Source organism: Pseudomonas sp. RG1, assembly GCF_025910115.1.
GTDB classification, from domain to species: domain Bacteria; phylum Pseudomonadota; class Gammaproteobacteria; order Pseudomonadales; family Pseudomonadaceae; genus Aquipseudomonas; species Aquipseudomonas atacamensis.
Window position 1 is genome coordinate 18,443 of the sequence record NZ_JAPCIK010000002.1, and the last position, 16,471, is coordinate 34,913.

The 16,471-nt window shown below is 61.5% G+C and carries 1 protein-coding gene; it reads right to left on the minus strand.

The window, feature by feature from the left end:
* Positions 1-64: 64 nt before the first annotated feature.
* A complete protein-coding gene (locus tag OK411_RS01865; protein ID WP_264364324.1) occupies positions 65-16,303 on the minus strand; it encodes a LapA family giant adhesin in 16,239 nt (5,412 codons plus the stop codon).
* Between the last annotated feature and the right edge of the window lie 168 nt (positions 16,304-16,471).

Below are 16,471 nucleotides of genomic sequence, written 5' to 3' on the forward strand. Positions count from 1 at the left end.
CACCGCTGCATTGCCCGCAAACGCGACGGCCGCCCCACAGGAGGCGGCCGTCGTTGTTTCAGCCTCAGCTGTTGTTGTGATCGACCTTGATGGTCGGGTCGCTGCCGGCAATCAGGTTGTGCAGGTTGGCGCTCGCCCAGTTGTTGCCTTCCAGTTTGATCGTCACGTCCGGCGTGGCCGCAGCGGCATCGCCCGAGTTGAATTTGCCCGCCGAGCTGACTTGCAGCGACGACGTGCCATCCACCGTGGTGATCTTCAGGAAGTTGTCGATCGTGCTGCCGGTCTCGCCCTGCAACAGGTCGCGCAGGTCGATGCGGTCGCCTTCGCTGGCTTTGAAATCCTTGATCACATCGCTACCGGTGTCGCCCGATTTCCAGACGAAGGTGTCGCCACCGGAACCGCCAATCAGGATGTCATTGCCCTGACCGCCGATCAGCGTGTCGTTGCCAGTGCCGCCGAGCAGGATGTCATTGCCCTTGCCGCCGTCGAGCAGGTCGGTGCCGCCCGAGCCGAACAGGATGTCATTGCCTGCGCCACCGAGCAGCGTGTCGTTGCCATCGTGCGCGCCGGATACATCGAACGCCTGATAGTGCTCGGTGATGTACTGGTGCACATTGCTGGTGGTGACTTTGCTGATATCAACGCCGGTTTCCTTGGCGACGAACGCCTGCATCGCCTGGTAACCCTCGCCGGCAATGCCGTTGAAGCTGACCAGATCGCCGAACAGGATGTCGTTGCCTTCGCCACCGTTGACGGTGTCGTTACCCGGCATCGTCGCTTCGGTATGGCCGATGATCGAGTTGGCCAGATCCTTCGGATCGATGTTGGTTTGCGGCGTTTTGTCCGAGTCGTACGGCTTGAGGTCGTTGAGGCTGACGTCGTTGTTCAGACCAATGGCTTCGACGCTCGACAACCCGCTCAACAAGGCAAAGCCGCTGGTCGAGTTGCTGGTCGTCGACGAGTTGGTGCTGTTGCCGGTACCCGCAAGGTTCGACAATTCATAAGTGCCGTCGCCCTGCGCGTGAATCGTGCCCAGGGTCTCGCTGCTCCAGCCCCACCACGAGTTGTAGGTTTGCAGCACAACGCTGCCGGCACTGTTGATGGTCAGGTAGTGCGAGTTGTCGATGTAGGTGCTGAACGTGTCGCCCTGCTTGTAGTTGCTGGTGTTCACCACGCTGTCGAGTTTCACGTTGCCATACAGCGTCGGGTTGGTCTGCTCGCCGGTCTGGTAGTAAGTCGGCTGGCCGTCGGTGATGAAGTACGTGAGGTTCTTCGCCCCGGTGTTGGCGACCGCATCGGCACTCTGGAACCAGTTGGCCGTGGTCTTGAACACGTCCTCGTAGTTGGTACCGCCGCCGGAGCCCATCGAGTTCAGCACTGCTTTGAGCAAGGTCAGCGCATTCGGGTCGTTGAGATTCACCGACACCGACTTGTTGACCTGGGTATCGAAGTCCACCAGGAAGATGTTCACCGTACCCGAGTTGCTGCCGCCCAGGCTTTGCTTGAGGCTGTTGAACACCGAGGTCAGCGAGTCTTTTGCGGCGTTCAGCGACGAGGTGCTCATGCTGCCCGAGCTGTCGACCATGAACGCAATGTTGTAGTTGGTACCCGGGACCACGGTCAGACCGCCGATGTCAGCGACGATGATGTCGTTGGCATCGGTGCCGGTGACGTTGTCATCACCCGAGGTGGCGGTGACCGCGTTGTACACCGCAGGCACTACCGTGACCGGAATGGTCGCGGTGCTGCTTGCCGAGCCGCCGACCTGTTCGGTGGACGTCGAGGTCACGGTCAGGTTGAACTGGCCGTTGTAGTAGGTCGGCGGAGTCACGGTCAGAGAGCCGAGGTTCCAGCCGGTGACGTTGGCTTCGCCATTGCTCGCGGTAACGGTGAAGGTATGCCCCGCGCCATCGCTGAGCACCGAACCGACCGGCGCACCGCTGATCTTCACGCTCAGGGTTTCCGAGCCGTCGGTGTCGGTCAGCGCGGTGCTGATCGCCGACAGTTTCACCGTGGTGCCTTCGGCGCCGGTGTTGAGCTTGTAGCCGTCGTAATAACCTTCGCCGTTGGTGCCGTGCAGATCGGAGACGGTCACGCCCGAGTTGATCAGATCCTGCACACCGGTGTAGATCGGCACGCCGGCGTTGCTGAGGTCAATCGGCGTGCTGCCGTTGACCGACAGGTTGACATCGTAGCTGCCCGGGCCGCTCTGGTTGTGGTGGTAGATGTCGAGGGTGTAGTAACCGCTTGTAGTCGGGGTAAACGAACCATTGATCGCACCGCCCGCGCCCCAGGTACCGGAAGCCACACTCTTGCCGCCGATGGTGATCAGCAGGCTGTCATCGGCCACGCCGCTGAAGCTGTAGGTCTTGCCGGCTTCCAGGTAGATCAGGCCAGAGGTCTTCGACGCCGTACCGGCGGCGACACTGCCGTCAGACTGCACGTTGGTGACGTTGCCGCTGGAGTTCGGTTTGCCGGCCGCGTCGATGACGTTTTTCAGGGTGGTCGAATTCGCTCCGCTGCCGTCAGTGCCCAGACCCGACAGACCGGTCCAGACTTCCTTGATCAGGCCGGTGGATTTAACACTGTTGTCAGCCACGGCTACGGTCGGCGCATCCGCCACTGGCGTGATGTCGATCTTCACTGTGCCGGTGCTGCCCAGCGCCTGGCCATCGGTAGGCTGGAACTTGATCTGCGCGTAGTCCGCCTGATTGTTGCCCAGACCGGTGCCGCCGTAACCGTTGGTGCCCGACTCGTTGGCATCCGGCAGGAAACGCAGCTTGCCGGCGTCGATGTCGGCCTTGCTGAAGGTCTGGTTGTTGGCCACATCCTTCCAGGTCGAGCCGTCCAGATACTGCAGTTTGCCCTCGCCCGGCAGCTGCGTGACCTTGATACCGAGGCTGCTCGCCGGGCTGTCGACATCGCTGACGCCAAAGGTCGACCAGCCGAGTACCAGCGGCGTATCTTCGGTGCCGGTGACATTGCTCGGCGCAGCGACCGGTGCATCGTTGACCGCCACCACGTTGACCGTGGTCGTCGCGGTGTTCGAGTAGTTGCCGCCATCGGTCACCGTCACGGTGATGACGCGCGGCACGGTGCTCGGGTTTTCGCTGCTGTTGGTGAAGCTGATGTTCTTGATGGCCTGCATGTAGTCGGCCAGGGTCGCGTTACCCGAGAGGGTCAGGGTCACCGTGCCATTGGTGCTGTTGGCATTGATGGTGATGCCGTTGACGCTATTGCCCAGATTCAGCGCATCGCCGTCCTGACGGTTGGTCAGCACCACGGTGGCACCGGTCAGCATCGTGCTGTCCGGGTCGGTGATGCTGATGTCGGTGTCAGCGATCGACACGCCGGCGCCCGGGGTGTTCTCGGTGAACGTCACCTTGTAATCGGCACCGGTCGCACCGCTGGAGTTGTTGGCGTCCAGATCGAGCACCGGTGGTGCATCGTTGTCGATGATCGAGGTGCTGACGCTGCCATTGGTGCTGCTGACCGCGAGGTTCTCGAAGCTGCCGCCGGTAGCCGAATCGATCTTGACCACGAAGTTCTCGGTGCCTTCGGTGATCTTGTCATCGAGGGTGGCGATGTTGAACTGCGCGCTGCTGGCGCCCGCCGGGATCTTCACGGTGTACACACCGGTGAAGTCCGAACCGTCGGCAGCAGTGCCGCTGTAGACGATTTTCAGGGTCACTTCGGTCTGCGCCGGGTGATTGAGGCTGACGGTGTAGCTGGCGGTCTGGCCTTCGGCCACCGAGCTGCTGCCAGTGATGCTGACGGTGGTGGTGTCGACGGTGTCGGTGACGCTGGTCACCGCTGGCGTGGTGCTCGATACCAGTTTTTCGAAGTTGCCACCGGTGGCGCTGCTGATGGTCGCCTGCACGGTGCCGGCGTCTTTGTAGACGTCGTCAGCTGGCGCTGGAACGTTCACGGTGCCAGTGGTTTCGCCCGCTTTGATGGTGATCACCGCACCGTTCGACAGGGTCACGGTTACAGGCGAGCCAGCGGCGTTGGTCAGGGTCGCGGTGTAAGTGATCTGGCCACCTTCTGCCACCGAGTTACTGGCGCTGAGGGACAGGTTGGTGGTGTCGACGGTGTCGGTCACGGTGGTGCTGACCGGGGTCTTGTCGGCGACGAGGTTTTCGAAGTTGCCGCCGCTGACGTTGGTGATCGAGTTGGTCAGCGGAGCGTTGCCGGTCAGCGCATCGTTCGGTGCGACGGCGGTTACGGTGCCGGTGGTCTGGCCGACCGCGATGGTGATGTTCTGGCCGTTGGCCAACGTCACGACAACTGGCGAACCGGTGACGGGGGCGCCGACGGTGGCGGTGTAGACGACGTTGCCGCCTTCGGCCGCTGTGGCGGTTGCGCTCAGTTTTACGGTGGTGGTGTCGATGGTGTCGGTGACGCTGGTCACTGCTGGCGCGGTGCTCGGTACCAGGTTTTCGAAGTTGCCACCGGTAGCTTTGCTGATCGTGGCCTGAACAGAGCCGGCGTCTTTATAGACGTCGTCAGCTGGCGCTGGAACGTTCACGGTGCCGGTGGTCTTGCCGGCGTCGATGGTGATCACAGCGCCGTTCGACAGGGTCACGGTCACGGGCGAGCCAGCGGCGTTGGTCAGTGTCGCGGTGTAAGTGATCTGGCCACCTTCAGCCACCGAATTGCTGGCGCTGAGCGACAGATTTGTCGTGTCGGTAACGTCGGTGACAGAAGTCGAGACCGGAGTTTTGTCGGCCACCAGATCTTCGAAATTGCCGCCGCTGACGTTGGTGATCGAGTTGGTGATCGGAGCATTACCGGCCAACGCATCGTTCGCAGCAACAGCGGTTGCAGTGCCAGTAGTCTGACCGACGCCGATGGTGATGGTCTGACCGTTGGCCAGAGTTACCACAACTGGTGAGCCGGTGACCGGAGCACCCACAGTGGCGGTGTAGGTGACCGTGCCGCCTTCAGCCACCGACGTATCAGCCGTCAGTTTGACGGTCGAAGTATCGATGGTGTCGGTGACTTGGGTGATCGCTGGCGTGGTGCTCGGCACGAGATTTTCGAAGTTACCACCGGTGGCGCTGGTGATCGTGGCCTGAACAGAGCCGGCGTCTTTGTAGACGTCATCGGAAGGTGCTGGAACAGTTGCGGTGCCGGTGGTTTCGCCAGCCTTGATGGTGATCACAGCACCGTTCGACAAGGTCACGGTCACTGGCGAGCCAGCGGCGTTGGTCAAGGTCGCGGTGTAGGTGATCTGGCCACCTTCAGCCACCGAGTTGCTGGCGCTGAGCGACAGATTGGTGGTGTCGTTGACATCCGTAACAGTGGTCGAAACCGGTGTTTTATCCGCCACCAGATCTTCGAAGTTGCCGCCGGTTACGCCAGTGATGGAATTGGTGATCGGCGCGTTGCCGGTCAGCGCATCGTTCGCAGCAACAGCGGTTGCGGTGCCAGTAGTCTGACCAACGCCGATGGTGATGGTCTGACCGTTGGCCAGAGTTACCACAACTGGCGAACCGGTAACTGGCGCACCGACGGTGGCGGTGTAAGTCACGGTGCCGCCTTCGGCCACCGACGTATCGGCGGTCAGTTTGACGGTCGACGTGTCGATGGTATCAGTGACCTGAGTGACCGCTGGAGTGGTGCTCGGCACGAGATTTTCGAAGTTACCACCGGTGGCACTGGTGATCGTCGCCTGCACGGAACCGGCATCTTTGTAGACGTCGTCGGACGGTGCAGGAACGGTTGCGGTGCCGGTGGTTTCGCCAGCCTTGATGGTGATCACAGCGCCGTTCGACAGGGTCACGGTCACTGGCGAGCCAGCGGCGTTGGTCAGCGTAGCGGTGTAAACGATCGAGCCACCTTCGGCCACGGAACCGGTCGCACTCAGAGACAGGTTGGTAGTGTCGGCAACGTCGGTGACAGAAGTCGAAACTGGAGTTTTGTCTGCAACCAGATCTTCGAAATTGCCGCCAGTTACGCCAGTGATCGAGTTGGTGATCGGAGCGTTGCCGGTCAGCGCATCGTTCGCAGCAACAGCAGTTGCAGTGCCAGTAGTCTGGCCGACGCCGATGGTGATGGTCTGACCGTTGGCCAGAGTTACCACAACTGGTGAGCCGGTAACCGGAGCGCCGACGGTGGCGGTGTAAGTCACGGTACCGCCTTCAGCCACCGAAGTATCGGCGGTCAATTTGACGGTCGAGGTATCGATGGTGTCGGTGACAGTCGTCACCGCTGGAGCAGTGCTCGGTACGAGGTTCTCGAAATTGCCACCGGTAGCGCTAGTGATCGTTGCCTGGACGGAACCGGCATCTTTGTAGACGTCATCGGACGGTGCAGGAACGGTCGCAGTGCCGGTGGTTTCGCCTGCTTTGATGGTGATCACTGCGCCATTCGACAACGTCACGGTCACTGGTGAGCCAGCGGCATTGGTCAATGTCGCGGTGTAGGTGATCTGGCCACCTTCAGCCACCGAATTGCTGGCGCTGAGCGACAGATTGGTGGTGTCGTTAACATCCGTAACAGTGGTCGAAACCGGTGTTTTGTCCGCCACCAGATCTTCGAAGTTGCCGCCGGTCACGCCAGTGATCGAGTTGGTGATCGGAGCATTACCAGCCAACGCATCGTTCGCAGCAACAGCAGTTGCAGTGCCAGTAGTCTGGCCGACGCCGATGGTGATGGTCTGACCGTTGGCCAGAGTTACCACAACAGGCGAACCAGTAACTGGCGCACCAACGGTGGCGGTGTAAGTCACGGTGCCGCCTTCAGCCACCGACGTATCAGCCGTCAGTTTGACGGTCGAAGTATCGATGGTGTCAGTGACCTGAGTGATCGCAGGCGTAGTGCTCGGCACGAGATTTTCGAAGTTACCACCGGTGGCGCTGGTGATCGTGGCCTGAACAGACCCGGCATCTTTATAAACGTCATCGGACGGTGCCGGAACGGTTGCGGTGCCGGTGGTTTCGCCAGCCTTGATGGTGATCACAGCGCCGTTCGACAGGGTCACGGTCACTGGTGAGCCAGCGGCATTGGTCAGTGTCGCGGTGTAGGTGATCTGGCCACCTTCAGCCACCGAGTTACTGGCGCTGAGCGACAGATTGGTGGTGTCGGTAACATCCGTAACAGAAGTCGAGACCGGAGTTTTGTCGGCAACCAGATCTTCGAAATTGCCGCCAGTTACGCCAGTGATTGAATTGGTGATCGGCGCATTACCGACCAACGCATCGTTCGCAGCAACAGCGGTTGCAGTGCCGGTGGTCTGGCCGACGGCGATGGTGATGTTCTGGCCGTTGGCCAATGTCACGACAACTGGCGAACCGGTGACGGGTGCGCCGACGGTTGCGGTGTAGGTGATAGTGCCGCCTTCGGTCACCGACATATCGGCGGTCAGTTTGACCGTCGAAGTGTCGATGGTATCGGTGACAGTCGTTACGGCCGGAGCTGTGCTCGGTACCAAGTTCTCGAAATTGCCGCCGGTAGCGCTGGTGATCGTTGCCTGCACAGAGCCGGCGTCTTTGTAGACGTCATCGGACGGCGCAGGAACGGTCGCGGTGCCGCTGGTTTCACCAGCCTTGATGGTGATCACGGCGCCGTTCGACAAGGTGACGGTCACTGGCGAGCCAGCGGCGTTGGTCAATGTCGCGGTGTACGTAATCTGGCCACCTTCTGCCACCGAGTTACTGGCGCTGAGGGACAAGTTGGTGGTGTCGACGGTGTCGGTCACGGTGGTGCTGACCGGGGTCTTGTCGGCGACGAGGTTTTCGAAGTTGCCGCCGTTGACGTTGGTGATCGAGTTGGTCAGCGGCGCGTTGCCGGTCAGCGCATCGTTCGCAGCAACAGCGGTTGCGGTGCCAGTAGTCTGACCGACGCCGATGGTGATGGTCTGGCCGTTGGCCAGAGTCACGACGACAGGCGAGCCAGTAACCGGAGCGCCGACGGTGGCGGTGTAAGTCACAGTGCCGCCCTCAGCCACCGAAGTATCAGCCGTCAGTTTGACGGTCGAGGTATCGATGGTATCGGTGACAGTCGTTACGGCCGGAGCTGTGCTCGGTTCCAGGTTCTCGAAGTTGCCACCGGTAGCGCTAGTGATCGTTGCCTGGACGGAACCGGCGTCTTTGTAGACGTCATCGGACGGCGCAGGAACGGTCGCGGTGCCGCTGGTTTCACCAGCCTTGATGGTGATCACTGCACCGTTCGACAAAGTCACGGTTACTGGCGAGCCAGCGGCGTTGGTCAGCGTAGCGGTGTAAACGATCGAGCCACCTTCGGCCACGGAACCGGTCGCACTCAGCGACAGGTTGGTGGTGTCGGTAACGTCCGTGACAGAAGTTGAAACCGGAGTTTTGTCCGCCACCAGATCTTCGAAATTGCCACCGCTGACGTTGGTGATCGAGTTGGTGATCGGAGCATTACCGGCCAACGCATCGTTCGCAGCAACAGCAGTTGCAGTGCCAGTAGTCTGACCGACGCCGATGGTGATGGTCTGACCGTTGGCCAGAGTTACCACAAAAGGCGAGCCGGTGACCGGAGCACCCACAGTGGCGGTGTAGGTGACCGTGCCGCCTTCAGCGACCGAGGTATCGGCGGTCAGTTTGACTGTCGAGGTATCGATGGTGTCGGTGACAGCCGTCACCGCTGGAGCAGTGCTCGGTACCAGGTTCTCGAAGTTGCCACCGGTAGCGCTGGTGATCGTTGCCTGAACAGAGCCGGCGTCTTTGTAGACGTCGTCGGACGGTGCAGGAACAGTTGCGGTGCCGGTGGTTTCGCCAGCCTTGATGGTGATCACAGCGCCGTTCGACAGGGTCACGGTCACTGGTGAGCCAGCGGCATTGGTCAGTGTCGCGGTGTAGGTGATCTGGCCACCTTCAGCCACCGAGTTACTGGCGCTGAGCGACAGAGTGGTAGTGTCGGTAACATCCGTAACAGAAGTCGAAACCGGAGTTTTGTCCGCCACCAGATCTTCGAAATTGCCACCGGTTACGCCAGTGATGGAGTTGGTGATCGGCGCGTTGCCGGTCAGCGCATCGTTCGCAGCAACAGCAGTTGCAGTGCCAGTAGTCTGACCGACGCCGATGGTGATGGTCTGGCCGTTGGCCAGGGTCACAACCACAGGCGAGCCGGTGACTGGCGCACCAACCGTGGCGGTGTAAGTCACGTTGCCGCCTTCAGCCACCGAAGTATCGGCGGTCAGTTTGACCGTCGAAGTGTCGATGGTATCGGTGACATTCGTCACCGCTGGAACCGCGCTTGGCACCAGGTTCTCGAAGTTGCCGCCGGTCGCACCCTCGATGGTCACTTCGACTTTGCCGGCATCTTTATAGACGTCATCTTTCGGTGCGTCGACGGTCACGGTGCCGGTGGTTTTGCCTGCATCGATAGTGATGGTGGCGCCGTTCGACAGGGTCACGGTCACCGGTGTGCCGGCCGGGTTGGTCAGGGTTGCGGTGTAGGTGATCTGGCCGCCTTCGGCGACCGAATCGCTGGCGCTCAGGTTCAGGTTGGTGGTGTCGGTGGTGTCGGAAACCACGGTGTCTGCGGACTTGCCGTCGACCAGCAGTTTTTCGTAATTGCCACCCGTGGCGCCATCAATGGTCACGCTCAACGAGCTGCCGCCCGCCAGCGGGCTGTTCGGCGCGACGTAGTTGACGCTGCCGGTGGTTTCGCCAACGGCGATGGTGATGGTCTGGCCGTTGGACAGGCTGACGATGACCGGCGAGCCGGTCACTGGCGCGCCCACGGTGGCGGTGTAGACCACGGTTTCGCCTTCGGCGACGTTCGCAGTGGCGCTCAGCGACACGGTGGTGGTGTCGATGGTGTCGTTGACCGTCGTCACCGCTGGCGCTGTGCTGGTGACGAGGTTTTCGAAGTTGCCGCCGGTTGCGCTCTGGATGGTCGCTTCAACGCTGCCGGCGTCTTTGTAGACGTCGTCTTTTGGAGCATCGACAGTCACGGTGCCGGTGGTTTTGCCGGCCTCGATGAGGATAGTCGCACCGTTCGACAGGGTCACGGTGACCGGTGTGCCAGCGGCGTTGCTCAAAGTCGCGGTGTAGGTGATCTGGCCGCCTTCGTTCACCGCGCCGGTCGCGCTGAGCGACAGGTTGGTGGTGTCGACGGTGTCGGTCACGGTGCTGCTGACCGGGGTCTGGTCGGCAACGAGGTTTTCGAAGTTACCGCCGCTGACGTTGGTGATCGAGTTGGTCAGCGGCGCGTGGCCGGCGAGGACGTCGTTCGGCGCGGTGCTGCTCACGCTGCCGCTGGTCTTGCCGACTTCGATAGTGATGTTCTGACCATTGGCCAGGGTCACGACCACAGGCGAGCCGGTGACCGGCGCGCCGACGGTGGCGGTGTAGGTGACGGTGCCACCTTCGGCTGCGGTTTCGGTGGCGGTCAGTTTGACCGTCGAGGTGTCGACGGTGTCGGTGACATCAGTGACCGCTGGCGTGGTGCTTGGCACCAGGTTTTCGAAGTTGCCGCCAGTGGCGTCCTTGATCGTGACTTCAACTTTGCCGGCGTCTTTGTAGACGTCATCGGCAGGTGCCGGAACGGTGACGGTGCCGGTGGATTTGCCAGCCTCGATGGTGATCACCGCGCCGTTGCTCAGATTCACGGTCACGGGGGTACCGGCCGGGTTGCTCAGGGTCGCGGTGTAGACAATCGAACCGCCCTCGGCCACGGAGCCGGTCGCGGACAGCGACAGGTTGGTGGTGTCGGCGACGTCCGTTACCGAGGTCACCGCCGGGGTTTGGTCGGCGACGAGATTTTCGTAATTGCCACCACTGGCGCCGTCGATTTTCACGCTCAGGGTGTTGCCGCCGGCCTGTGCATCGTTCGGCGCGGTGAAGTTGACGCTGGCGCTGCTGGCGCCGACCGGAATGGTGATGGTCTGGCCGTTGGACAAAGTCACCAGCACTGGCGAACCAGTGACCGGGGCGGTCACGGACGCGGTGTAGACAACCACGCCGCCTTCTACCGCGCTGGCGCTGGCGGTCAGCGCAACGGTGCTGTTGTCGATGGTGTCGGTGACATCAGTTACCGCAGGCGTCTTGTCGATCACCAGATTTTCAAAGTTGCCGCCGCTGGTCTTGGTGATGCTCGCATCGACCTTGCCGGCGTCCTTGTACACGTCATCGCCAGGCGCGGCGACGGTCGCAGTGCCAGTGCTCGCACCCTTGGCAATGTTGATCACCGCGCCGTTGCTCAGGGTCACGCTCATGGCGGTGCCGGCCGGATTGCTCAGGGTGGCGGTGTAGACGATCGAGCCGCCCTCGGCAACGCTGCCGGTGGCGCTCAGGCTGATGTTGGTGGTGTCGACGGCGTCGGTGACTTTGGTCACCACAGCCGAACGATCGGCCTCGACGCGCTCGAAATTGCCGCCGCTGTGGCTGGCGATCGCCGTCCGCACGTTGCTGCCATCGATGTACGGGGTGTTGGCGGGCGCCGGGAAATTCACCGAGCCGCTGGTAGCACCGGCCGCGATGTTGATCACCGCGCCGTTGGCCAGGGTCACGGTCATCGCAGTGCCGGCCGGGTTGCTCAGGGTCGCGGTGTAGGTGATCTGGCCACCTTCGCTGACGGTATCGCTGGCGGTCAGGGTCAGTGCGGTTGTGTCGACGGTGTCGTTGACCGTGGTGCTGACCGGAGTCTTGCTGACGTCGAGTTTCTCGAAGTTGCCACCGCTGGCGTCGGTCATGGTCACGGTGAGCTTGCTGAGGTCCTTGTAGACGTCATCGCTCGGTGCGGCGATCGTCACCGAACCGCTGGTCTTGCCGGCTTCGATGGTGATGGTCTGGCCGTTGCTCAGGTTGACGGTTACCGGCGTTTGCGCGGCGTTGGTCAACGTTGCGGTGTAAGTGATCGAAGAGCCTTCGAGCACATAGCTTTCTGCGCTGAGGGTCAGGTGCGTGGTGTTGACCGTGTCGGCAACGTTGGTCACCGCAGGCGTAGTGCTCGGCACCAGGTTTTCGAAGTTGCCACCGGTGGCGTCCTTGATGGTGACTTCGACTTTGCCGGCGTCTTTGTAGACGTCATCGGCAGGTGCCGGAACGGTCACGGTGCCGGTGGTCTTGCCGGCTTCAATGGTGATGACCGAGCCGTTGCTCAGATTCACAGTCACAGGCGTGCCGGCCGGGTTGCTCAGCGTCGCGGTGTAGGTGATCTGCCCGCCTTCGTTGACGTTGCCGGTGGCAGTCAGCGCAACGCTGGTGGTGTCGACGGTGTCGGTCACGGTGGTGCTGACCGGGGTCTTGTCCGCGACCAGATTTTCGAAGTTGCCGCCGCTGACGTTGGTGATCGAGTTGGTCAGCGGTGCGTGACCGATCTGCACGTCATTCGATACCGGGGCAGTAACGCTGCCGGTGGTCTGGCCCACGGCGATGGTGATGCTCTGGCCGTTGGCCAGGGTCACGACAACAGGCGAGCCGGTGACGGGCGCGCCGACAGTGGCGGTGTAGGTGACGGTGCCGCCTTCCGCGACCGAGGTGTCGGCGGTCAATTTGACCGTCGAGGTATCGATGGTGTCGGTGACTTGAGTGACCGCTGGCGTGGTGCTCGGAACGAGGTTCTCGAAGTTGCCGCCGGTGGCGCTGGTGATGGTTGCCTGCACGGAGCCGGCGTCTTTGTAGACGTCGTCGGACGGAGCCGGGAAGGTCACATTACCGCTGGTTTCGCCTGCCTTGATGGTGATGACGGCGCCGTTCGACAAGGTCACGGTCACTGGCGAACCAGCAGCATTGGTCAAAGTGGCGGTGTAAGTGATCTGGCCGCCTTCAGCGACGGAAGCGGTCGCGCTCAGCGACAGATTGGTGGTGTCGGCAACGTCGGTGACGGTGGTCGAAACTGGAGTTTTGTCCGCCACCAGATTTTCGTAGTTGCCACCGGTTACGCCAGTGATCGAGTTGGTCAGCGGAGCGTTGCCGGTCAAGGCATCGTTCGGTGCAGTGTAGGTGATGGAGCCAGTGGTCTGGCCGACGGCGATGGTGATGTTCTGACCGTTGGCCAACGTCACGACCACAGGCGAACCGGTGACTGGCGCGCCGACGGTGGCGGTGTAAGTCACGGTGCCGCCTTCGGCAACCGAGGTGTCTGCGGTCAGCTTCACCGTCGAGGTATCGACGGTGTCAGTGATTTCGGTCACTGCCGGCGTAGTGTTCGGCACCAGATTTTCGAAGTTGCCGCCGGTGGCGTCCTTGATGCTGACTTCGACCTGGCCGGCGTCCTTGTAGACGTCATCGGCCGGCGCTGGAACGGTAACGGTGCCGGTGGTTTTGCCGGCATCAATGGTGATCACCGAGCCGTTGCTCAGGGTCACGGTTACCGGTGTGCCGGCCGGATTCGTCAGCGTGGCGGAGTAGGTGATCTGGCCACCCTCGGCCACAGAACCGGTGGCGCTGAGGTTCAGGCCAGTGTCATCGACCGAGTCGGTAATCGTGGTAATGGCTGGCGTGGTGCTTGGCACCAGGTTTTCGAAGTTGCCACCGGTAGCGCCAGTGATGGTCGTGCTGACGGTGCTGCCGTTGCTGTACACATCATTGGCCGCAGTCGGCACGTTGACGGTGCCAACGGTTTCGCCAGCCGCAATGGTGATGGTCGAGCCGTTGGACAGCGTGACGGTTACCGGGGTTTGTGCCGGGTTGGTCAACGTCGCGGTGTAAGTGATCTGGCCGCCTTCGACGATGTTGTTGGTCGCGGTCAGGGTCAGACCGGTGTTGTCGACCGAATCAGTGATCGTGGTAACGGCAGGTGTGGTGTTTGGCACCAGGTTTTCGAAATTGCCACCGGTAGCGTCAGTGATGGTGGTGCTGACGGTGCTGCCGTTGTTGTAGACGTCATTGGCCGCCGTAGGCACGTCGACGGTGCCGACGGTTTCGCCGGCCGCAATGGTAATGGTCGAGCCGTTTGACAGAGTGACAGTTACCGGGGTTTGCGCCGGGTTGGTCAGGGTGGCGGTGTAAGTGATTTGACCGCCTTCAACAATGTTGTTGGTCGCGGTCAGGGTCAGGCCGGTGTTGTCGACCGAGTCGGTGATCGTAGTGACCGCTGGCGTGGTGTTCGGCACCAGGTTTTCGAAATTGCCACCGGTTGCGCCAGTGATCGTGGTGCTGACGGTGCTGCCATTGTTGTAAACGTCATTGGCCGCAGTCGGCACGTTCACGGTGCCAACGGTTTCGCCAGCCGCAATGGTGATGGTCGAGCCGTTCGACAGAGTGACGGTCACCGGGGTTTGCGCCGGGTTGGTCAACGTCGCGGTGTAGGTGATCTGGCCGCCTTCAACAATGTTGTTGGTCGCAGTCAGGGTCAGACCGGTGTTGTCGACCGAATCAGTGATCGTGGTAACGGCAGGTGTGGTGTTTGGCACCAGGTTTTCGAAATTGCCACCGGTAGCGCCAGTGATTGTGGTGCTGACGGTGCTGCCATTGTTGTAGACGTCATTGGCCGCAGTCGGCACGTTGACGGTGCCGACGGTTTCGCCAGCGGCAATGGTGATGGTCGAGCCGTTGGACAGCGTGACGGTTACCGGGGTTTGTGCCGGGTTGGTCAAGGTCGCGGTGTAGGTGATCTGGCCGCCTTCAACAATGTTGTTGGTCGCGGTCAGGGTCAGGCCGGTGTCATCAACCGAGTCGGTGATGGTGGTCACGGCTGGTGTGGTGTTTGGCACCAGGTTTTCGAAATTGCCACCGGTAGCGCCGGTAATGGTGGTGCTGACGGTGCTGCCGTTGCTGTACACATCATTGGCCGCAGTCGGCACGTTGACGGTGCCGACGGTCTCGCCGGCAGCAATGGTGATGGTCGAACCGTTCGACAGGGTTACGGTAACCGGGGTTTGTGCCGGATTGGTCAGTGTCGCGGTGTAAGTGATCTGACCGCCTTCAACGATGTTGTCGGTCGCGGTCAGGGTCAGGCCAGTGTCATCGACCGAATCGGTGATGGTGGTGACCGCAGGCGTGTTGCTTGGCACCAGATTTTCGAAGTTGCCACCGGTAGCGCCAGTGATCGTGGTGCTGACGGTGCTGCCATTGTTGTACACGTCGTTGGCCGCAGTCGGCACGTTGACGGTGCCCACGGTTTCGCCAGCCGCAATGGTGATGGTCGAGCCGTTCGACAGAGTGACGGTCACCGGGGTTTGCGCCGGGTTGGTCAACGTCGCGGTGTAGGTGATCTGACCGCCTTCAACAATATTGTTGGTCGCGGTCAGGGTCAGGCCAGTGTTATCGACCGAGTCGGTGATCGTAGTTACTGCTGGCGTCGGATTCGGCACCAGATTTTCGAAATTGCCACCGGTAGCCCCGGTGATCGTCGTCGTAACAGTGCTGCCGTTGTTGTAAACGTCATTGGTCGGGGTCGGCACGTTAACAGTGCCGGTAGTCTGGCCAGCGCCAATGGTAATGGTCGAGCCGTTCGACAGAGTGACGGTTACCGGAGTTTGCGCCGGGTTGGTCAAAGTCGCCGTATAGGTAATCTGACCGCCTTCGGTCACGCTCGAACCAGCCGTCAACGTGACGGTAGTGGTATCGACGGTGTCGGTGACTTGCGTGGTCGCCGGGATAGTTGGCGGGGTCACGGTGATGCCGTTGCCGCCGCTGGTGCCGGTGACGGTCACGTCGATCTGGGTCGGGTCGTTGTAGACCGTGTCGTTCGGCGCCAGCGGCACGTTGACGGTGCCAGTGGTGGCGCCGGCCGGGATGACGATCACTGCGCCATTGGACAGGGTGATGGTCAGGTCGGTCAGCGGCGCCTGGGTCAGGGTCGCGGTGTACACCAGCACGCCGCCGGCTTCGGTGATGGTCGGCGTGGCGCTGAGGCTCAGGGTCGAGTCGCGCAGCGCGTTGGTGGTGGTGTCGGTGGTCAGGCCGCCGGTGGTGTCCTGCGCGACTTGGCCGGCAGAATTGATGCCCGCCGTGGGGAAGCCGATGGTCGGATCGACGCGGCCAGCGGTGGCGTCGAGCATGACGAAGCTGTGACCGCCACCGGCAGCACCACCGGTACCTGCGGCGGTCGGGCCGGCCGCGGTGGATTCGAGTGCGGTGGTCGGGTCGACACCAGCGGCGATGGCTTGCTGCAGTTCTTCTACAGAAGGCGCGGCCTGCGCGGTGGCTTCGGCCAGGTCAGTGCTGGAGTCAGGCGAGCTGGCGCTCCACTGGGTGTCACGGCCCAGATCGAGCATGCGGCCATCGGCCAGTTCCAGCGACACCGCGCCGGACAGCCCGGTATCGATCTGGTCGCCGACATACAGGCGATCGCCTTCAACGAGTACGCGACGCACGCCCTCTGGGGACACCACGAAAACCTGACCGACAATGCTTTTGACGACGGCAACAACACTGCTCATTGAAGACTCTCCGGGGTGTCACATTCAGTTGACTTCCATGGACCTGACGGGCGTCGGCGCCACTTCAGTCTGGACGTACTTTCTATAAATGGATAACTTATTGACGCTGTATTTCCGTCAATAATCTGGCTATAAATTATCGCGATTAACTTTATGCCAAACTATTGA

Excerpts from the sequence above, each read along its gene's own strand:
- OK411_RS01865 (WP_264364324.1), bottom strand. The coding sequence starts at position 16,303 with ATGAGCAGTGTTGTTGCCGTCGTCAAAAGCATTGTCGGTCAGGTTTTC.